Origin of the sequence: Fontibacter flavus (assembly GCF_042432905.1) — a bacterium.
Taxonomy (GTDB): domain Bacteria; phylum Bacteroidota; class Bacteroidia; order Cytophagales; family Cyclobacteriaceae; genus Fontibacter; species Fontibacter flavus.
Genome location: NZ_JBHLWI010000006.1, coordinates 135033 through 153971 on the forward strand (window position 1 = coordinate 135033; position 18939 = coordinate 153971).

General features: G+C 40.2%; 18 protein-coding genes. 11 read left to right on the top strand and 7 right to left on the bottom strand.

Translation table 11 applies throughout. The annotated features are described in order from the left end of the window. Positions 1–48: 48 nt before the first annotated feature. Entirely contained in the window at positions 49–2298 is a 2250-nt protein-coding gene (locus tag ACFFIP_RS03325; RefSeq protein WP_382386142.1) for a Tex family protein, read from the bottom strand. 368 nt (positions 2299–2666) lie between these two features. Between ACFFIP_RS03325 and ACFFIP_RS03330 the strand changes: the two genes are divergently transcribed. Together ACFFIP_RS03330 and ACFFIP_RS03335 are read left to right on the top strand one after the other, a co-directional pair. After that, positions 2667–3251: a TlpA family protein disulfide reductase gene (locus tag ACFFIP_RS03330; RefSeq protein ID WP_382386143.1), complete on the top strand. Its 585-nt coding sequence runs from the start codon at positions 2667–2669 to the stop codon at positions 3249–3251. A 109-nt stretch (positions 3252–3360) separates the two neighbouring features. Next, entirely contained in the window at positions 3361–5700 is a 2340-nt protein-coding gene (locus tag ACFFIP_RS03335; protein WP_382386144.1) for a glycoside hydrolase family 95 protein, read from the top strand. Between the two features lie 225 nt (positions 5701–5925). Here the strand turns inward: ACFFIP_RS03335 and ACFFIP_RS03340 are convergent, their stop codons facing one another. Both ACFFIP_RS03340 and fahA read right to left on the bottom strand, forming a co-directional pair. Beyond that, positions 5926–6465 carry a hypothetical protein gene (locus ACFFIP_RS03340; RefSeq protein ID WP_382386145.1) on the bottom strand — a complete coding sequence of 180 codons (540 nt, stop codon included), beginning with the start codon at positions 6463–6465 and terminating at the stop codon, positions 5926–5928. Positions 6466–6699: 234 nt separating this feature from the next. After that, positions 6700–7947 carry a fumarylacetoacetase gene (gene fahA / locus ACFFIP_RS03345; protein WP_382386162.1) on the bottom strand — a complete coding sequence of 416 codons (1248 nt, stop codon included), beginning with the start codon at positions 7945–7947 and terminating at the stop codon, positions 6700–6702. A 334-nt stretch (positions 7948–8281) separates the two neighbouring features. On the opposite strand from fahA, the gene ACFFIP_RS03350 reads away from it, so the two are divergent. Beyond that, positions 8282–8485 (top strand): dodecin family protein, encoded by a 204-nt coding sequence (locus ACFFIP_RS03350; RefSeq protein ID WP_382386146.1) that lies wholly within the window; start codon positions 8282–8284, stop codon positions 8483–8485. Positions 8486–8536: 51 nt separating this feature from the next. On the opposite strand, the gene ACFFIP_RS03355 is transcribed toward ACFFIP_RS03350, so the two are convergent. Further along, complete coding sequence (locus tag ACFFIP_RS03355) at positions 8537–9055, bottom strand: hypothetical protein (protein ID WP_382386147.1); 519 nt, start codon at positions 9053–9055, stop codon at positions 8537–8539. Between the two features lie 300 nt (positions 9056–9355). Between ACFFIP_RS03355 and ACFFIP_RS03360 the strand changes: the two genes are divergently transcribed. The 3 genes from ACFFIP_RS03360 to ACFFIP_RS03370 all read left to right on the top strand — a co-directional run bounded on the left by ACFFIP_RS03360 (position 9356) and on the right by ACFFIP_RS03370 (position 12898). Continuing rightward, positions 9356–11986, top strand: coding sequence for a valine--tRNA ligase (locus tag ACFFIP_RS03360; protein ID WP_382386148.1), 2631 nt, complete (start codon positions 9356–9358; stop codon positions 11984–11986). 141 nt (positions 11987–12127) lie between these two features. Continuing rightward, positions 12128–12688, top strand: a complete 561-nt coding sequence (locus ACFFIP_RS03365; protein ID WP_382386149.1) for a DUF2975 domain-containing protein — start codon at positions 12128–12130, stop codon at positions 12686–12688. A 3-nt stretch (positions 12689–12691) separates the two neighbouring features. Further along, the gene (locus ACFFIP_RS03370) at positions 12692–12898 is read left to right on the top strand and encodes a helix-turn-helix domain-containing protein (RefSeq protein WP_291789222.1); all 207 of its coding nucleotides are present in this window, start codon (positions 12692–12694) and stop codon (positions 12896–12898) included. Between the two features lie 61 nt (positions 12899–12959). On the opposite strand, the gene ACFFIP_RS03375 is transcribed toward ACFFIP_RS03370, so the two are convergent. Next, positions 12960–13625, bottom strand: coding sequence for a ferredoxin reductase domain-containing protein (locus ACFFIP_RS03375; RefSeq protein WP_382386150.1), 666 nt, complete (start codon positions 13623–13625; stop codon positions 12960–12962). 118 nt (positions 13626–13743) lie between these two features. After that, positions 13744–14079, bottom strand: a complete 336-nt coding sequence (locus ACFFIP_RS03380; protein WP_382386151.1) for a zinc ribbon domain-containing protein YjdM — start codon at positions 14077–14079, stop codon at positions 13744–13746. A gap of 194 nt (positions 14080–14273) precedes the next feature. On the opposite strand from ACFFIP_RS03380, the gene ACFFIP_RS03385 reads away from it, so the two are divergent. After that, a complete protein-coding gene (locus tag ACFFIP_RS03385) occupies positions 14274–15155 on the top strand; it encodes a sterol desaturase family protein (RefSeq protein WP_382386152.1) in 882 nt (293 codons plus the stop codon). 14 nt (positions 15156–15169) lie between these two features. Here ACFFIP_RS03385 and ACFFIP_RS03390 read toward each other — a convergent pair whose 3' ends face one another. Then, complete coding sequence (locus tag ACFFIP_RS03390; protein ID WP_382386153.1) at positions 15170–15406, bottom strand: RtcB family protein; 237 nt, start codon at positions 15404–15406, stop codon at positions 15170–15172. A gap of 169 nt (positions 15407–15575) precedes the next feature. Between ACFFIP_RS03390 and ACFFIP_RS03395 the strand changes: the two genes are divergently transcribed. The 4 genes from ACFFIP_RS03395 to ACFFIP_RS03410 all read left to right on the top strand — a co-directional run bounded on the left by ACFFIP_RS03395 (position 15576) and on the right by ACFFIP_RS03410 (position 18812). Further along, positions 15576–16181 (top strand): DUF2911 domain-containing protein, encoded by a 606-nt coding sequence (locus ACFFIP_RS03395; protein ID WP_382386154.1) that lies wholly within the window; start codon positions 15576–15578, stop codon positions 16179–16181. 90 nt (positions 16182–16271) lie between these two features. Next, complete coding sequence (locus ACFFIP_RS03400) at positions 16272–16727, top strand: SRPBCC domain-containing protein (protein WP_382386155.1); 456 nt, start codon at positions 16272–16274, stop codon at positions 16725–16727. Positions 16728–16750: 23 nt separating this feature from the next. Beyond that, a complete protein-coding gene (locus ACFFIP_RS03405) occupies positions 16751–17227 on the top strand; it encodes a DUF4199 domain-containing protein (protein WP_382386156.1) in 477 nt (158 codons plus the stop codon). A gap of 118 nt (positions 17228–17345) precedes the next feature. Then, positions 17346–18812 carry a Gfo/Idh/MocA family protein gene (locus ACFFIP_RS03410; protein WP_382386157.1) on the top strand — a complete coding sequence of 489 codons (1467 nt, stop codon included), beginning with the start codon at positions 17346–17348 and terminating at the stop codon, positions 18810–18812. The last annotated feature ends 127 nt before the right edge of the window (positions 18813–18939 follow it).

Genomic DNA, 18939 nt, shown 5'->3' on the forward strand with positions numbered 1-18939 from the left:
AAGTTAGAAAAAAACCGAAGATTTTAATCATCTTCGGCTTTTGATTTTTTACCTAAATTTCCCCTTCAACATTGCCAGCTTGGCTGCCAAATCTCCCTCTACCTCAGGCTCTTCTCTTCGTTTCTTTTCTCCAGCAGGCTTGGACTTCCCTCTCTCGGCAAATGGATCAGACTTCATGCTCAATCCGATACGCTTTCTAGGAATATCCACTTCCATCACCGTCACTTCTACTTTCTGATTGACGCTGACGACATCAGCAGGATCATTCACATACCTATCTGCCAAATGACTTAGGTGAACCAAGCCATCCTGATGCACACCTATGTCTACAAAAGCACCGAACTTGGTGATATTGGTGATGATACCGGGCAACTTCATCCCTACCTTTAGGTCTGAAATCTCATTGACCCCTTCCTGAAAATTGAAAACCTCGAAAGTCTCTCTTGGGTCTCTTCCTGGCTTGGACAATTCATCCATAATATCCTGCAAAGTTGGCAACCCTACAGTCTCAGAAACATAATTCTTCAAAATGATCTTGGATCTCAATTCTTCAGAACTCATCAAATCAGTCAGTTTGGCCCCAATATCTTTGGCCATTTTTTCCACAAGGTCATACCGCTCAGGGTGTACTGCTGAAGCATCCAAGGGGTTGGTGGCATTGCGGATCCTCAAGAACCCTGCTGCTTGCTCAAATGCTTTATCGCCCAATCTCGGCACTTTTCTGATTTCATCCCTGCTCTTGAATGGTCCTTTTTCATTTCTGTAGTTCACTATATTCTGCGCCAATACAGGGCCTAATCCGGAAACATAGGTCAGCAATTGCTTTGAGGCAGTATTGACTTCTACCCCTACCCCATTCACACAGCTCATTACTGTATCATCTAAAGAATTTTTCAAGGCTCCTTGATCTACATCATGCTGGTACTGTCCAACCCCAATAGATTTAGGATCAATCTTCACCAATTCGGCAAGAGGATCCATTAGTCTTCTACCAATCGACACCGCACCTCTGACCGTAAGATCATAATCCGGAAACTCTTCTCTTGCTACATCAGAAGCAGAATAGATAGAGGCACCACTTTCATTCACCATTGTCACAATTACGTGCTTAGGTAAACCTAAGGATTTTACAAATGCCTCAGTTTCCCTACTCGCCGTTCCATTTCCTATCGCAATGGCTTCCACATGGTGTTTTTCTACCAAATGCCTAACAGTCGCCCCAGCCTCCGCAATTTTCTTCTGAGGTTCATTTGGGAAGATAGTGTCGTAACTTAGCAATTGGCCTTGCGGTCCAAGACAAACAGTTTTACAGCCTGTTCTGAACCCAGGGTCTATAGCCAAGACAGATTTTTCTCCCAAAGGAGCTGTCAACAACAGCTGTCTCAGGTTTTCCGCAAAAACCTTAATCGCTTCTTCGTCTGCTTTCTTTTTGGTATAAAGCCTTACCTCTGTTTCCATGGAAGGTTTCAAAAGTCTCTTATAACAGTCTTTGATGGCCATTCGGACATGTTCTACTGCAGCATTAGCGGCATTTTCCAAAATCATATTCTCCATCAATGTAATCGCAGATAACTCATCCGGACAGGAATCCAACATCAAAAATAATTCCTTCTCTCCTCTTCTCATGGCCAAAACCCTGTGAGAAGGCGCCGATTTTACAGGTTCCTTCCAGTCAAAATAATCTTTGTATTTGATAGCTTCCGCTTCTTTACCGGGTATTACTTTGGAAACAAACTCCCCTTCTTCAATGAACAGGTCCCGCATTTTCTTCCTCAACTCAACATTCTCATTGACCCATTCGGCAATGATATCTCGTGCGCCCTGAAGTGCTTCTTCAATGGAATTCACTTCTTTTTCAGCATCGATGTATCTCTCAGCTTCAGCCTCAAGGTCAAATGATCCCTGTTCAAAGACTTTGCTTGCCAAAGGTTCCAACCCTTTTTCCCTTGCGATAGTTGCCTTGGTCCTTCTTTTGGGTTTGTAGGGTAGATACAAATCCTCTAACATTGACATGGTCTCGGCAGCGTTGATTTTGCCTTCCAGTTCAGGTGTGAGTTTACCTTGCTCCTGAATGGATTTCAGGATGGCTTCCCTTCTTTTATCCAAATCCCGTAACTGTTGTATCCTATCCCTGATAGCTGCTACCTGAACCTCATCGAGGCTACCGGTAACTTCTTTTCGGTACCTGGAAATAAAAGGAACAGTGGCTCCTTCATCCAACAATTCAATGGTATCGGTAACCTGCTTTACCTTAATTTGAAGCTCTTCGGCTACTTTTATAAAATGATTGATATTCATATAAAAACTTGATTGATCAAATGGGACCGCAAAGTAAGAAGACCAATTAGTCCATCAAAAGAAACCTTTTTGAAAATCTCAATAGAAAGAGTAAAAATCTGAATGACTGATAAAATGATTTAGTATGACTTTAACCACCAATTATTTAATCTGCAATTATAAGAGAATGCTTAAGATTGATTCTAAGCCTTCTAACCCAAAACCTCTAGAAAATAACATCTGGATGAAAACCAATAGGACCAGACCTCAAACTTGTAATTTTCAAGAAACTGGCTCATCCCCATTTTTGAAACTTAAGTCTGGTATCAATTGTCACAGGAAAATAAACAGTAGTTTCCTTAATTTGTATCATCATTAAACTAATAAAAATGATTGACTGGAAAAAAGAAGCCAAGAGTTGGGGCATAATGATTGCCATTTTCGCCTTTTTATATTTTACAGGATTGATTACACCGATTATGGGAGGATTGCAATCCCTCTTATTGAAAACCGGCATCAAAAAGCCTAAAATCACATTGGTGGACAAATCAAATACTGATTTCTCATATCAGGGTGCTTTTCTAGATATGGAAGGCAATAGAGTAAATCTTGAAGATTACCGAGGAAAGGCCGTTTTTATCAATCTATGGGCTACTTGGTGCCCTCCATGCAGGGCGGAAATGCCTCATATTTCAGACTTATATGACAAGGTCAAAGACACCGAAAACCTTGAATTCCTGATGATCGCCTTGGATAAGGAATTGGCAAAAAGTAAAAACTTCATGGACAGCAAGGATTTTTCCTTCACCTCAGTTCATGCTTCCTTTGGCCTAAACGAATCCCTGCAAAGCCAATCAATCCCCACCACCTTAGTGGTAAGCCCTCAAGGTGAAATCGTCTTTTACCAAGAAGGAATGAGTAACTTTGATACGGAAGAATTCAGAAACTTCTTGATTCAGACCAGTAAAAAGTAACCCCCAGAAGGCAACACTTGCCTTTTATCGTGCATATATTGACAGATAAGATAACTCCGTTTTGAGATCAGGCATTTATTCTCGATTTTGAAGGATAAATGCCTTTTCTATGAAAACCTATTCTAAACTTATTTTTACTTTCCTCCTCATTTCTCTAAATCTTCAGGAAGCAAGTGCCCAAAAAAAGCTTTGGTACCAACAGCCTGCTTCCCAATGGGAAGAGGCACTCCCCATTGGGAATGGAAGAATGGGTGCCATGGTTTTTGGAAATACCGACAAGGAACGCATTCAGCTCAATGAAGATTCTCTCTGGCCGGGAGGACCTAATGACTGGGGATTAGCTGAAGGAAATCCTGATGACTTAGAGGCGATCAGGCAACTATTGATCAAAGGAGAAAATAAACAAGCAGACTCTTTATTGGTCGCTAAATTTTCAAGAAAAAGCATTACCCGATCCCATCAAACTATGGGGGACCTTTGGCTTGAACTCAACCACCATCACATCTCTGATTACAGACGCGAACTTGACCTCGACCAAGCATTAGTCAGTGTGAGTTATAAAGTGGATGGTTATGATTTTTTACAGCAAGTATTTACTTCAGCTCCAGACCAAGCCACCATTATCCACCTTCAATCCTCCCATCCCGAAGGCATCAATGGATCTGTCAGCATGAGCAGACCTGATGACCAGGGATATCCCACTGTGAAAGTTCAGGCCACCTCTACCAAAAGCTTGCAGATGGACGGAGAGATTACCCAAAGAAAAGGGATGATTGACTCCAAACCCAGTCCGATTCTACATGGAGTACGATTTCAAGCCTTGGCCTGGTTGGACAATAAAGGAGGGAATCTTAAACAAAATGGTGATAAAATCGAACTAGAAGGCGTTCAAGAACTAACCATTAAACTGATTAGTAACACCTCTTATTATCACAGTGATTTTAAAGGGAAGAACCAAGAGCATCTACTCAAAATCAAGGACAAAGACTTTGAAGCACTCTTTCAGGCACATATTAAAGATTATCAGGCATTGTTTCATAGAGTACGCCTAAACCTAGGAGAGGAACCAACAGAGGATCTAGCAACTAATGTCAGAATTCAAAAAGTAAAAGAGGGCCAAACAGATCTTTATCTAGAATCTTTGCTTTTTGACTTTGGGAGGTACCTGTTAATTTCATCTTCCCGGCCAGGTACCTTACCTGCCAACCTTCAAGGGATATGGAACAGACATATTGAAGCACCTTGGAATGCAGATTACCACATGAATATCAATCTTCAGATGAATTATTGGCTAGCAGAGGTCACCAATTTATCAGAACTACATGAGCCATTCTTTGATTATATGGACCAATTGATTCTCAGTGGCAAAAAAACTGCTCAGAAAACTTATGGCATGCGTGGAGCAGCATTAGCGCATGGCTCAGACCTTTGGCATATGACTTTTCTCCAGTCTGCCCAAGCCTATTGGGGCTCCTGGATGGGTGCAGGAGGATGGATGATGCAGCATTTCTGGGAAAGGTACCTCTTTACAAATGACAAAGGATTCCTTGAAAAAAGATTTCTCCCCGCTATGGAGGAAATAGCGAAGTTTTATGTGGACTGGCTGGTCCCCTATCCTTCAGATGGACTTTTGGTTTCATCTCCATCAACCTCTCCCGAAAACAGCTTTATCAATGCCAAAGGAGAGTCTGTCGCTTCTACCATGGGAGCAGCCATGGACCAGCAGATCATCGCTGAAGTTTTTGACAATTACATTAAAGCCTGTGAAATATTGGCCAAGACCCCACCACTTTTGGCTGAAGTAAAGGAAAAAAGAAAAAATCTCAGATCAGGTCTGCAGATTGGAAAAGATGGCAGGTTGATGGAGTGGGATCAAGAGTATGAAGAACCTGAAAAAGGTCACCGGCACATGTCTCATTTGTACGCTTTTCACCCAGGAAATGCCATCACGAAAAATAAAACACCTGAATTGTTTGATGCCGTTAGAAAAACTTTGGATTACAGGTTGGCACATGGTGGAGCAGGCACGGGTTGGTCGAGAGCTTGGTTGATCAATTTCTCAGCACGACTTCATGATGGTGAAATGGCGCATGAGCATGTCAAAAAGCTTATTCAGATTTCCCTTTACCCAAATTTATTTGATGCTCATCCCCCTTTCCAAATTGATGGTAATTTCGGCTATACAGCGGGATTTGCCGAAATGCTTTTACAAAGTCACGATGGCTTCATCCATATCTTACCTGCTTTGCCCGAAGCTTGGAAAAAAGGAAGCATCAAAGGTTTGAAAGCAAGAGGAAATTATACCCTGGATCTAAGCTGGGACAATGGAGCGCTTAGAAGCTTAAGCTTATTTGCTCCAATCGGTGGCAAGACAAAATTGAAATATCAGGGAAATATTATTGAAGTAGAATTGGGGAAAGGCGAAAGGTTTGAAATGGATTTTGAGTAATAAGCACGGAAAGGTTTTCAAAATACCTATTCCAGAACTGCGGTTCAAATCTTTTGGGTTGGGACCGTAGCATGGGGGGGTTGATCCTGATATTCAGATTCTGAGGTCCGTGCCGGAGAACGAGCCCCTCAAGAAACGTTATAAAAAAGACGTGAAACTTTCCTTCCTAACGGCATTAATTCAAGCAAAACGGAGCACAATTACCACCAATTTCCTGATCAAATCTTAGAAAGCATATCCAAAGCCAACACCTACCCAAAGTGGCCAAAATCCATTTTGATTAAAGATCGGGTTCATGTTGGCTTTAAAAGTAAATCCCCCATCTACAGGAATTCTCCTATATCCTAAATTCAAGGTACCCATAAAAGCAGGTGTATCTCCAGAATTCAAGATAAAATCAAAATCTTTCCAAATCCTTGGTTCTCCATTATTCCAATCATTATATCGCTCCCGATAATAAATAAACGTTGCACCTCCTCCCAATTCAAAGAAATGTTTCTGCTTGCCGAATAACTTGTTTACCTGAAAAGGCATGGTTAACAATCCCTCAGACCGCCAATTATTATTGAAAGCCCAACCACCTGCACCTACCCGCATTCCCCAGGAATTGATGTCTTCTTTATTAAAACGGAAATCATAATTAAAAGAATAAGCCAAACCAGCACCACCCAGTTCCAAATAAACCGATTGTGTTCCTGGTGCTTGGGCATATCCACAATTTTGAATTAAAAACATAAAGGAAAATAAAAAAAGCAGTCTTTTCATAATTTTTTGATTTATTCAAATGCTAAATTATAAATATCAAATTACCAAACAAATAGTTTAAGCGTTTTTTTCTTATAACTGACGAAAAGTATGAATATGTATTTTTTTAGGATTAAAAATCACAGAACAACAGGCATCACTATTTTAACTTTAAAAATTGATGAAAAAATTAACCCCTCCAAGAGTTAAAGTTTTTTGGAGGGGTTACAAACCTGGAAAGGTTAGAAAAGAAGTTTATTTCGCTGGAAGCACTTGACTGGCCACTTCCCCAAATCCAACCCTAATTCCATCTTTCTCTGAATAACCTTTCATGATAATTGTATCTCCATCATTGATAAATTTTCTTTCGCCACCTTCCACTAACTGTATCGGTTTGGTACCCTTCCAAGCAAGTTCGAGCATAGAACCAAAGCTATCCTCTGTAGGGCCAGAAATAGTACCTGAAGCCATCATATCGCCGACATTGATATTACAGCCATTAATAGTATGGTGCGCTAACTGCTGGGCAATATTCCAGTACATATACTTGAAGTTAGAAGTACAGACTTTAGTAGGATTGAAGCCTTCAGGCTGTATGTAAACCTCCAATTGAATATCAAATGAATGGTCTTTTTCACATTTCAAATAAGGCAAAACTTCAGGTTCCTGAGCCGGACCTGCAACCCTAAATGGTTCTAAGGCTTCCAAAGTCACAATCCAAGGGGAAATACTGGAAGCAAAGTTTTTACCTAAGAATGGACCAAGCGGCACATATTCCCAAGCCTGAATATCTCTGGCTGACCAATCATTGAACAGCACAAAACCAAAGATATAATCCTCTGCATCTTCGGTACTGATAGTATCGCCCATTTTGGTAGGCCCTCCAGTGACAAATGCCAATTCCAACTCAAAATCCAATCTCCTACTCGGCCCAAATTCCGGCTTCTCCATATTGGGGTCCTTGAACTGTCCTTTAGGCCTATGAATAGGTATACCTGATGGAATTATAGAAGAAGCACGCCCATGATAACCAACAGGGAGATGTTTCCAGTTTGGCAATAATGCATTATCAGGATCCCTGAACATAGTGCCCACATTGGTAGCATGCTCCATACTGCTGTAGAAATCGGTATAATCACCAACTTTCACCGGCATCAACATTTTGGCTTCCTTACGGTTTACCATAGCCTTGCCACGACAAGTATGCTCTCTCAAAGCATCATTTTCCTCTTTTAGAAGATTTTGCACAATTTCCCTAACTTTTCTGGTAACTGATTTCCCAAGTCCGATAAAGTCATTCAAAGAGTCTCTCAGGAATATGTCATTAGGCAATTGAGATAATTCAGCAAAAAAACCTTCTTCATGCAAGACCGAGAGATCTACAATTTTGTCTCCAATAGCAACTCCAGCTCTGGGTGAAAGTCTCTTGCTTTCGAAAACTCCAAATGGAAGATTATAAATAGTGAAATCTGAATCTTTTGGTACTTGGACCCAAGAAGTCATGGGTGTCATATTTGGGTTACTCATCTTCAAAAGTTTTTTCCGTTGCAAAGGTAGACTTTTCAAGTAGAAGATAAAAACTCTTCATGTCCAACGGAAACTAGCCGACACAGTATCAAAAATGTTTTTAGGCAATCCCTTTACATCAGGAATCATTAAAAGACTTTTTAATTCTACAAAATTTAATTTTGAATTATACCGAATTTCAACATCATGTACCGACAATACCCCTAACAAAATACTTGAATTAATAGGCTGAAAAATTGTAAAACAACCTAATTTTCAGTAACTTACTAATCATTTAAATTTTCATTTCACACTTTAAATTAAAAGCGCCATGGGAGTCTTAAAAGTCATTGAAATTTTAGCCAACTCAAACAAAGGTTGGGAAGATGCTGCCAGAAATGCTGTTGCACATGCCTCCAAAACAGTAAAGCATATCAAGTCTGTTTACATTCAGGAACAAAGCGCTACTGTTACTAATGGAGAAATTACTTCTTACAGGGTCAATGCAAAAATTACATTTGAAATTGAAGATTAAACTGGGAACCGATATCCTTTACTTGTTGGATAAAAAAGGATATCGGTTTTCTTAATTCAATACCACCTCATATTCCTTTGATTGGGCAAAAATTTGAAGTCCGAGGAGTTTCCAATTGATTCGGCCATGAATTTTATACTCCAGACCCTCATCTTCCGGACCATTTATTTTTAATATATGGTTGGTTTCCCAATCAAAACCCAAAACCAAGCCACTTAAAGAGACGCCTAATGGGGTTAAAGCCGACACGTTTACTTCCTTTTGAGAATTGCATAAAAAATAATCAAAATAAACTGTTTGAATCAGATTACTTTCAAGCGCTAATCTCTCAAATCCTCTATAACCTTCATAATTGACACCATTCTCGGTCAAACATGGTGAAATAATCTCCTTTTCCTGCTCACTTATTTTTTTCTGTCCATTAGTAATCGCTCCTAAAGAAATTAATCCAACTAAAATTGCTATAAACCATCCGAATCTTGACTTCACAAAACCCAACCAATCAAAAAATAAAATGAACAAACCCAAAACCAAAGTTATGTTCAGCACAACCCAGAGTAAATACAACATAAATATATTGCGTCTAATTATCAAACTAAATATACTCCACTTTTCCATCCCTTCAAATAAATATTGAAAATATTATTCCTCTTGAGATGTTTGATATATTATCTTAAGTTCCGGCTATAGTCCAAAACATCCGAATTCCCCCCTTCCATTTCCGAAATCTTTGTAACTACACAAATCCCTAATTCCTTCACTGTCTTTTCACCTGTTCCTTTGCCCTACACAAATCCTGATTTCTCATAGTTCAGAAGCTTTTTTCTCTTAATTTTGCAACCTTGAAGTTTTAAAAACCTCTTTTATAAAATGTCACTAGCTACAAAATACAGTCCTGAAGCCGTTGAGGCAAAATGGTACCAATACTGGATGGAGCACAAATTTTTCTCCTCCCAAGTTGATCATAATAAAGAGCCCTACACCATCGTCATCCCTCCTCCTAATGTCACCGGAGTGCTGCACATGGGCCATATGCTCAACAATACCATTCAGGATGTTTTGGTCAGAAAGGCACGTATGGAAGGCAAAAACGCCTGTTGGGTTCCCGGCACCGATCATGCTTCCATCGCTACTGAAGCCAAAGTAGTAGCCATGCTAAAGGAAAGAGGAATAGATAAAAAATCACTTTCCAGGGAGGAATTCCTTACTTATGCCTGGGAATGGAAAGAGAAATATGGGGGCATCATCCTTGAACAATTGAAAAAACTGGGTGCCTCCTGTGATTGGGACCGAACCAAATTCACCATGGATCCCGACCTAAGTGATGCCGTTATTTCTGTTTTTGTGGACTTGTACAATAAAGGCAAAATCTATCGTGGCATCAGGATGGTCAACTGGGATCCACAGGGCAAGACTGCTCTATCAGACGATGAGGTGATCATGAAAGAAATCCAATCCAAGCTGTATTATATTAATTACAAAATAGAAGGCTCTGAAGATTTCCTGACCATTGCTACCACTCGTCCCGAGACCATCATGGCAGATGTGGCTATTTGCATCAACCCAAATGACCCAAGATTTACCCACTTGAAGGGCAAAAAAGCAATCATTCCACTGATCAATAGAGCTATCCCAATCATCGAGGATGAATATGTGGACATGGAGTTTGGTACAGGCTGTCTGAAAGTCACTCCTGCACATGATATCAATGACTACGAACTAGGCATCAAGCATAAACTTGAGGTTATTGACATCCTCAATGACAACGGTACCCTGAATGAAAAAGCACAGATTTTGGTTGGGGAAGACCGCTTTGTGGCCAGAAAGAAAATCGGCAAACTCCTGGAGGAAGCCGGGCAACTGGAGAAAATTGAGGAATACAAATCCAATGTTGGCCATTCTGAAAGAACCGATGCCGTTGTGGAGCCAAAACTATCTCTACAATGGTTCTTGCAAATGGAAGAGATTACCAAGCCTGCCTTGAGTTCGGTAATGGATGATACCATCCAATTGCATCCCCCTAAGTTCAAGAACATGTATCGTTCTTGGATGGAAAATGTACGTGACTGGTGCATTTCCCGTCAACTTTGGTGGGGACATCAAATCCCAGCCTTCTACCTGCCAAACGGTGAGTTTGTAGTCGCCAAAACCAAAGAAGAAGCCTTGGCATTGGCCAATGAAAAGTTCAATGCTTCCTACACCTTGGAAGACCTCAAGCAGGACGAAGATGTTTTGGACACGTGGTTCTCTTCCTGGCTGTGGCCGATCTCAGTATTTGATTCTGAAGTCTTCACTTCGGGCAAACCTAATGAAGACCTGAAATATTACTACCCTACCAATGACTTGGTAACTGCTCCAGAAATCCTTTTTTTCTGGGTGGCAAGAATGATCATCGCAGGCTATGAATATATGGGTGACATGCCTTTCAAAAATGTATACCTGACCGGTATTGTAAGGGATAAACTCGGCAGAAAAATGTCCAAATCCTTGGGCAACTCTCCGGATCCATTGGAATTGATCGCCAACTTTGGTGCTGACGGAGTGAGAACAGGCATGCTCTTCTCCTCTCCTGCCGGTAATGACCTTCCATTCGATGAGAAGTTGGTGGAGCAAGGAAGAAACTTCGCCAACAAAATCTGGAATGCCTTCCGACTGGTGAAGGGTTGGGAAATTGACGAAAAGGCTTCAGGAGCAGAAAATGCAGCCGCCATCCACTGGTTTGAAAACAGGTTCAATGAGGCCCTTACGGAAATTGAAGAACACTTCCAGAAATTCAGGATTTCCGACGCCCTAATGACCACCTACAAACTAGTTTGGGATGATTTCTGTTCTTGGTATCTTGAGATGATCAAACCTGCTTATCAGCAACCGATTGATAGGGCTACCTATGAAAAAACCATTGCCTTCTTTGAGGGTATCCTGAAAATCCTTCATCCTTTCATGCCGTTCCTGACCGAAGAACTTTGGCATCAGATCAAGGAAAGAACAGCTGATGAAGCATTGATCATATCGGCCTGGCCAAAAGCAAAAGCCTTCGAGGACAAGCCTATTGCTGAAGCGACGCAGATTTTCGAGGTGGTTTCCCAGATAAGAAATATCCGTTCCTCCAAAGGAATTTCTCCAAAAGAAGCCTTTGCCCTGACAGTAAATACTAAGCAGCCGGAACTCTATAGCAGATTTGAGGCGGTATTAAAGAAACTGGCCAACCTTTCTGAATTGAGCTTTGCAGAGAAAGCTGACAATGCAGTAAGTTTTGTAGTGAAGGCTGACGAGTGCTTTATCCCAATGGGAGAGCAGATTGATGTGGAAAAAGAAAAAGAAAACCTGATTAAAGAACTGGAATACACCAAAGGATTCCTGAATTCTGTGATGAAAAAGCTCAGTAATGAGCGCTTCGTGGCTGGAGCTCCCGCTGAAGTAGTAGAAAATGAAAAGAAAAAACAGGCAGATGCCGAGGCCAAAATCAAAACGCTTGAAGAAGCTTTGGCAAAGCTTGGATAATTAACAGTTCTTAAAAACATCAAAAATCCGAAGCGGCTATGCTTCGGATTTTTTTATTTTTACAAAATTCTTTTTTCAATAATTTTTTATTGTTTATCAATAATTTTTTTCCGATGTTTGAAATATAAAACATCTAAAGCCATGAAACTTCAACAACAATGGAAAGAAAAATGGGTAACCCAACCCGGTCTAATGCTGATCACCATAGTGATCTGGTCAATCTTCATAGGTCTTTGTATCAAAGCTGGCGCCTTGCTGTTTACTTTTGTTTACAGCCTATTTAATCCAGTTGTTGCCCAGGATCTTTTTGAAGGATTAAATCTTTACGAGCTATTGAACCAACATTTTTGGAATTACATAGGAGTTATGTCTTTTATTGTGCTCATCGCTGGTCAGAAAGCCCATTTGTTCTACCTGATGATCCTTGTATTTCTAAAAATTAACCTTGTGCACCCTTTTAGCAAAGAAGTTTCCAAGAGGATTTCAGAAATCAGTTACATGGCGCTTCAAATAGGGCTATCTATTATTCTTGCCTCCACTTATTTAAAATGGTTGGAAAAAAGAAGTTTCGATATCCCTTCCCTAGACGGATATCTTGGAGGAGCTTTCGAATACCTTTTGATGGCTGCTCTGATATATGCCATTGCCCAAGTCTTCAAAAGAGGGGTGGAAATCCAGGCTGAAAACGAATTAACTGTCTAAACCATGCCTATAATAGTAAATTTGGATGTAATGATGGCCAAGCGTAAAATGTCGCTCAATGAACTTTCTGAAAAAGTAGACATTACCCTATCCAATCTTTCCATACTCAAAACTGGCAAAGCGAAAGCTGTTCGCTTCAGCACCTTGGAAGCCATCTGTAAAGCATTGGATTGTCAGCCTGGAGATATTCTAGAGTTTGTAGAAGAATAAATTGTAAAATGAAAAAGCCTGTCAAAATACCGGCTTTTTCATTTGAAATATAATGTTTCATTCACTGTTCAAATGTAATCCCTGCAGGATTCGCTCCAAGCTGTTCCAAAATTTCACTTACTCCCTTTACCATAGGCTGTGGTCCACACACATAAAATTCTTGTGAAAAATCCTGAATTTTCTCTTTCAAAAATTCCATATTGACCCTACCAAATGAATGTCCTTCTAATTTTTCCTGGTCTAAAATAGAAATGAAATTATCTCCCAATAAATCGAAAAAATAAGATTCCATAATCACATCTTTTCCTTTTTTATTGGCAAAAATCAACGTATTGCCCACAAGTTCACCTTTGGCAGAAAGATCTTTTAAAATACTGATAAAAGGAGTAACTCCAGCCCCTCCGGCAATAAAAACTCCCTTTCCTTTGTATTGGATGGTTCCCCAAGGCTCTTCAATGATCAACTCCTCGCCTTCTGTCAAATCCTCAACCTTCTTAGTTACTCCATTATGGTCTCTATATGATTTGATCACAAATTCCAAAAAATGATCACTAGGGAGAGACGTAAAGGTAAAAGGCCTTTTTTTTTCCTTCCAACCTTCCTTGTTAATTGCAACCTCAGTTGCTTGACCAGGAGAAAAAGTATACCCCTTAGGTTTAGTAGTCTTGATCCTTTTAACATCATGGGTTAATGAAAATACGTCGGTAATTTTTACTGTATAGCTCATAAAATTTTCGGATTAGTTCTAATTAAACAAACAATTTCAAGCGGAATTGTTCAATCTAATCATTCCTAAACAAAAAATCCAGACTTACTTTAAAAATAAACTTTCCTTAATCTAAAATTTAAGCCCTCCTCACAAACTCTGATTTTAAGGCCATTGATCCAAAGCCGTCAATCTTGCAATCAATATTGTGATCTCCTTCGACTAAACGGATATTCTTAACCTTTGTACCCGATTTGATCGGTTTTGGAGCACCTTTTACCGGAAGATCCTTGATGATGACCACTGAATCACCATCAGCCAATATATTTCCATTGGCATCTTTGACAATGAAGCCTTCTTCTACTTTTTCTTCCTCGAGAGTCCAAACAAAACCGCATTCAGGACAGACCATTTGATGGTCCACTTCATAGGCATAAGGAGAATTACAGGCAGGGCAAGGTGGATGATTATTCATATTACAAAGATATGAATTAAAAAACTTTAGGTCTGCTTTTGATTAATTTACCAAACAGGATAAAACTTTGGTTATATTTTAATCATTTCACAAATAAACAAAAAACAGAATTTATAATGGAAATAAAGAATATTTTCAAATTAATTAATGAAGTATATTGAGTTTTTACAAAATTAAATATAAATTCAAACATCATGTTTACCATTGACAACATTGGCGCCCCATTACTGATATTGCTCTTTTTGGTAGAGCTTTATATCTCTTGGAAACATGAGCATAGCCATGACGAGATCAAAGATATGTTAGCCAATTTTGTGGTGGGCATGTGCATCCTCACAGTTGGACTTTTCATGAAAGGAGTTGCTTTTGCACTTTACAGCGTGGTGTATGAATACGCATTTTTCAAACCAGAAATCAACATTTGGGTATGGATCGCAGGTTTCTTTGCTTGTGATTTTATCATGTATTTGTTCCATTTGCTCGGTCACAAGTCAAGAATATTCTGGGCAGCACATGTTACCCATCACTCTTCGCTTCACTACAACATTTCTGTGGGATTTAGGGTGAATTTCCTTCATACCTTCTATCGTTTTCTTTTTTGGGCACCCCTGTGTCTTATCGGCATCCCTCCCTGGATGATCCTGTTGAATGAGTCGATATCAACACTTTGGAATGTACTGGTGCACACGGAGCGTGTAAAAAAACTAGGAATACTAGACCTTATTTTCAATACCCCATCCAACCACAGGGTACACCATGCCAGTAATCCTGATTACCTAGATAAAAACATGGGAGGCATCCTCATTATCTTTGACCACCTATTTGGAACCTACACCCCTGAAAAAGAGAAGCCGATTTATGGCATTACCCACAATATATATACACATAATCCGGCCAAAATAATCCTGCATGAATACATTGATATTTTTAAGCAAGTACCCAAAATCCATACCTTAAAAGCAAAATTACAGTATTTGTTTCTGGCTCCTGGTTCAGAAAAATGGAAACAGATCCCCTCTAACATGACCAAATCCAATAACTATATCCCTCAGGTTATGGAAAGCAGAAACCCATAAGAAAATCACCCTTACTAACCCTTGATGACGGACAATGGCCTCAACCTCGCCACCTTTTTGGCTATTCCGGCCTGATGGACCACTTCGATAACCTCATCGATATCTTTGTAAGCGATTGGCGCTTCTTCGCTCACACCTGAACGGGATCCTGCCCTTACAAAAATATTCTTTTCAGCAAGTTCTTCCCCCAAGCTCCCTTGAATTTTCATCCTTATATCTGCTATATGGGGTAAATATTCCAGTGATTTCATAATACTGATGTACCTAGTTCTTAGGGTAATAAGTTAGTAAAAATCTCGCTTTAAATCTCGGTTTTTCCATTGCTATAAAAAAAATGACCACTCATTTAAATATTCTAAACAAGGATAACTGATAATAGTTGTAGATTGCATATTATCAACCCATAAACGCATAACTACAATGAAAAAACAAGTTTTAGTATTTGCTTGCGCTCTATTTGCAATTCTTTTTGGACTACAATTAGAATCAAAAGCACAGATTCAGTTGCCTGTTGCAAGTCCTGCAGCCTTTGTTTCACAGAATGTAGGTTTCACCAAAATCAGCATTGATTATTCTTCCCCTGCTGTTAAAGGCAGAAAGATTTTCGGTGAGATCGAGAAGTATGGTGTTACCTGGAGAGCTGGAGCTAATGCCACCACCATGATCGAATTCAGTACAGCAGTCAATGTGGGCGGAAAAAATCTGCGACCAGGAAAATATTCACTTTTCATGACTCCAGAAGCTTCCGGTGAATGGACTGTCAGACTGAATGCCAAAGGCAATTCTGTATTCAACTACATGAAAGATGGTAAAATCGATGAGGAAGCACTGGCAAAAGACGACGTGGTAACCATTAAAGTAAAAGCTGAACAATTGCCAGCAGTACAGGAAAGACTACAATACAACATATCTGCAGAAAATAACAAAATCGCTAAAGTAAGCATGACTTGGGAAAATGTTAGGATTTCCTTTATGGTAGACACCCAAGTGGACCAAAAAATGGAAGGTTTCAAATCAGCTTTTTAAGGCTTTTTAGAGTACAAATCAAGAAAGGTGACGGGCAACTGTCACCTTTTTATTTTTTATGGTTAAATTTAACATCACCCCCATATACCCATGAATAAGCTTTCCATATCTACCTCCCTGCAAATCAACAAAACACCTGAAGCAGTTTTTGAAGCGATCATCGATCCTGCTCATATGACCCATTATTTTATCTCTAAAAGTTCTGGAAACATGGAGGCCGGCAAAACGCTAGAATGGGAATTCCCTGAATTTCCAGGCAGTTTTCCTGTCAGAATCCTCGCTATCAAGCCCTATGAAAATATCACCTTTGAATGGGATGGAGACACCCAAGCGCTTACGGTGACTATTCACCTAGAGCCACGAAACAACGGAGAAGCCACTTTGGTCAAGGTGGAAGAAAAAGAAATGAACAACAATGACGAAGGCTTGAATTGGCTGAAAAACAACACCGCAGGATGGGCAAATTTCCTTGCCTGCCTGAAAGCTTATTTGGAATATGGTATTAACCTGAGAAAAGGAGCTTTTGACTTTATGATTCAACAATAAACCCACCCAAAAACCCACACACTATGAAAAACCTCAAAATCGAAATTAAATGGGCACTGATCTTTGTGCTGATGCAGCTATCCTGGATGCTCATGGAGAAGCTCACGGGATTACATGATGCCCACATCGACAAGCACGCCATCTACACCAACGGAGTGGCCGTTCTGGCATTTTTGATTTATGCACTGGCATTTTTGGACAAAAGAAAAAACTTTTACCATGGCAAAATGACCTACTTACAGGGATTCGTTACAGGAATCTGGATTTCACTATTTGTCACCTTACTTACCCCTATTACCCAATATATTACCTCCTATTGGATCAGCCCAGAATATTTCACCAACATGATCAACTATAGTGTAAGTCAGGGAAAAATGAGCCAGGAAGAAGCTGAGACATTCTTCAACTTCAACAGTTACCTGTTGCAAAGCACACTCTTTGCCCCTGTTGCAGGAGTCATTACCAGTGCGATAGTGGCTATTTTCACCAGGAAATCTTAACCCTAATAATCAGGATCTGAATTCAGGTGGAATAAAAATACATTTGAGAGAATTCTATCAAAATAAACAAAAAGTGTATCTTGGTTTTTGAAAAATTTTCAAGAACCCAAAACCTATTATGAAATCTTCAAAAAATGAATCTTCCGGCCAAAGTCGGCGGGAATTTATCAAAAACGCTGCAATTGCCTCCTCCATTTTTATAGTCCCAAGACATGTTTTGGGCGGTGTTGGTTTCACCGCACCTTCAGATCAGTTAAACCTTGCAGCAATTGGTGCAGGGGGAAAAGGCATCAGCGATATCAAAAATGCCTCTGTCAATGGCAGAGAAAGAGTGGTGGCGCTTTGTGATGTGGATTTTTCAGGTTCTGCCAAGCAATCAATAGACAACTTCCCTAATGCTAAATTGTATGCTGATTACAGGGAGATGCTTGACAAGGAAAAAGACATCGATGCGGTAACCATTTCCACACCTGACCATGTACATGGCCCTGCAGCCAAATACGCCATGGAAAGAGGGAAACATGTATATGTGCAGAAACCTTTGACCCATAACATCAGAGAGGCTAGAATGCTGACCGAATTGGCGAGGGAGAAGAAAATAGTGACCCAAATGGGTAATCAGGGTGCCTCGAACCCCTTCTTGGGCATGGTCCAAAAATGGGTGGACAGCGGCAAACTTGGTAAAATTTCCAAAGTACAGGTATGGACCAATAGACCCGTTTGGCCCCAAGGATTTGCTTTTCCGCAACCTGAGCCTAGCCAAAAACCAGACGCATTGAATTGGGACCTGTGGTTAGGACCAGCACCAGAGATTCCTTACACGCCTAACCTCCACCCTTTCAATTGGAGAGGTTGGTGGAATTATGGTACAGGAGCACTAGGGGATGTAGGCTGTCATTTGATTGACATCCCTTTCCGAACTTTGGGCTTACACTATCCAACGGCTGCTGAATGTAGTGTAGGAACAGTATTTACAAGAATGTGGACACCAGATTACCATCCAGAAGGATGCCCAGCATCTTCTTATATCACCCTCAATTTTGCAGCAACGGATAAGAGTAAAGCCCCAATTGAAATGACCTGGAGCGATGGAGGTATCCGCCCTTCAAGACCGGATGCCATCCCTGCTGATCATGATATGGGAGGCACTAACTCGGCCAATGGTGTACTGATCATTGGAGAGCATGGCGTTATTTCCACCAATATCAACGATAGTTCTCCTTTAATGCCAAAACTGTATATGAATGATGGCTATAAAGAATTCGGACCAGAGAAAGAGGAAATGGAAGAACCGGAATATGGCCATCAAAGGAAATGGGTAGACGCCTGCAAGGCAGGATATGGCAGTAAGGAATTTAAAGAATTGACTTCTTCATTTGATTATGCAGGTCCTATGACAGAAACAGTGCTGATGGGTAACCTTGCTATCAGAAGTTATATGCTAAGAAGAGAAAACAGCCGCGGTCAGATGGAATTCTATGGACGTAGAAAACTCCTATGGGATGGAGACAAAATGTTGATCACTAACTTAGAAGATGCCAATCAGTTTGTAGGAAGAACTTACAGACCAGGATTTGAAGTTTAACGAAGGGGGTGTCCGAAAAGTCGAGACACCCTTTTTTTATTGTTGATCTTCTCTAAAATTATTATTTTAGAGTTGAACAAAATACAACAATGTCTAAGGTAGTTTTTAAAAATCAGACTGGCAATTG

Excerpts from the sequence above, each read along its gene's own strand:
- ACFFIP_RS03325 (WP_382386142.1), bottom strand. The coding sequence starts at position 2,298 with ATGAATATCAATCATTTTATAAAAGTAGCCGAAGAGCTTCAAATTAAG.
- ACFFIP_RS03330 (WP_382386143.1), top strand. The coding sequence starts at position 2,667 with ATGATTGACTGGAAAAAAGAAGCCAAGAGTTGGGGCATAATGATTGCC.
- ACFFIP_RS03335 (WP_382386144.1), top strand. The coding sequence starts at position 3,361 with ATGAAAACCTATTCTAAACTTATTTTTACTTTCCTCCTCATTTCTCTA.
- ACFFIP_RS03340 (WP_382386145.1), bottom strand. The coding sequence starts at position 6,465 with ATGAAAAGACTGCTTTTTTTATTTTCCTTTATGTTTTTAATTCAAAAT.
- fahA (WP_382386162.1), bottom strand. The coding sequence starts at position 7,947 with ATGACTTCTTGGGTCCAAGTACCAAAAGATTCAGATTTCACTATTTAT.
- ACFFIP_RS03350 (WP_382386146.1), top strand. The coding sequence starts at position 8,282 with ATGGGAGTCTTAAAAGTCATTGAAATTTTAGCCAACTCAAACAAAGGT.
- ACFFIP_RS03355 (WP_382386147.1), bottom strand. The coding sequence starts at position 9,055 with ATGTTGTATTTACTCTGGGTTGTGCTGAACATAACTTTGGTTTTGGGT.
- ACFFIP_RS03360 (WP_382386148.1), top strand. The coding sequence starts at position 9,356 with ATGTCACTAGCTACAAAATACAGTCCTGAAGCCGTTGAGGCAAAATGG.
- ACFFIP_RS03365 (WP_382386149.1), top strand. The coding sequence starts at position 12,128 with ATGAAACTTCAACAACAATGGAAAGAAAAATGGGTAACCCAACCCGGT.
- ACFFIP_RS03370 (WP_291789222.1), top strand. The coding sequence starts at position 12,692 with ATGCCTATAATAGTAAATTTGGATGTAATGATGGCCAAGCGTAAAATG.
- ACFFIP_RS03375 (WP_382386150.1), bottom strand. The coding sequence starts at position 13,625 with ATGAGCTATACAGTAAAAATTACCGACGTATTTTCATTAACCCATGAT.
- ACFFIP_RS03380 (WP_382386151.1), bottom strand. The coding sequence starts at position 14,079 with ATGAATAATCATCCACCTTGCCCTGCCTGTAATTCTCCTTATGCCTAT.
- ACFFIP_RS03385 (WP_382386152.1), top strand. The coding sequence starts at position 14,274 with ATGTTTACCATTGACAACATTGGCGCCCCATTACTGATATTGCTCTTT.
- ACFFIP_RS03390 (WP_382386153.1), bottom strand. The coding sequence starts at position 15,406 with ATGAAATCACTGGAATATTTACCCCATATAGCAGATATAAGGATGAAA.
- ACFFIP_RS03395 (WP_382386154.1), top strand. The coding sequence starts at position 15,576 with ATGAAAAAACAAGTTTTAGTATTTGCTTGCGCTCTATTTGCAATTCTT.
- ACFFIP_RS03400 (WP_382386155.1), top strand. The coding sequence starts at position 16,272 with ATGAATAAGCTTTCCATATCTACCTCCCTGCAAATCAACAAAACACCT.
- ACFFIP_RS03405 (WP_382386156.1), top strand. The coding sequence starts at position 16,751 with ATGAAAAACCTCAAAATCGAAATTAAATGGGCACTGATCTTTGTGCTG.
- ACFFIP_RS03410 (WP_382386157.1), top strand. The coding sequence starts at position 17,346 with ATGAAATCTTCAAAAAATGAATCTTCCGGCCAAAGTCGGCGGGAATTT.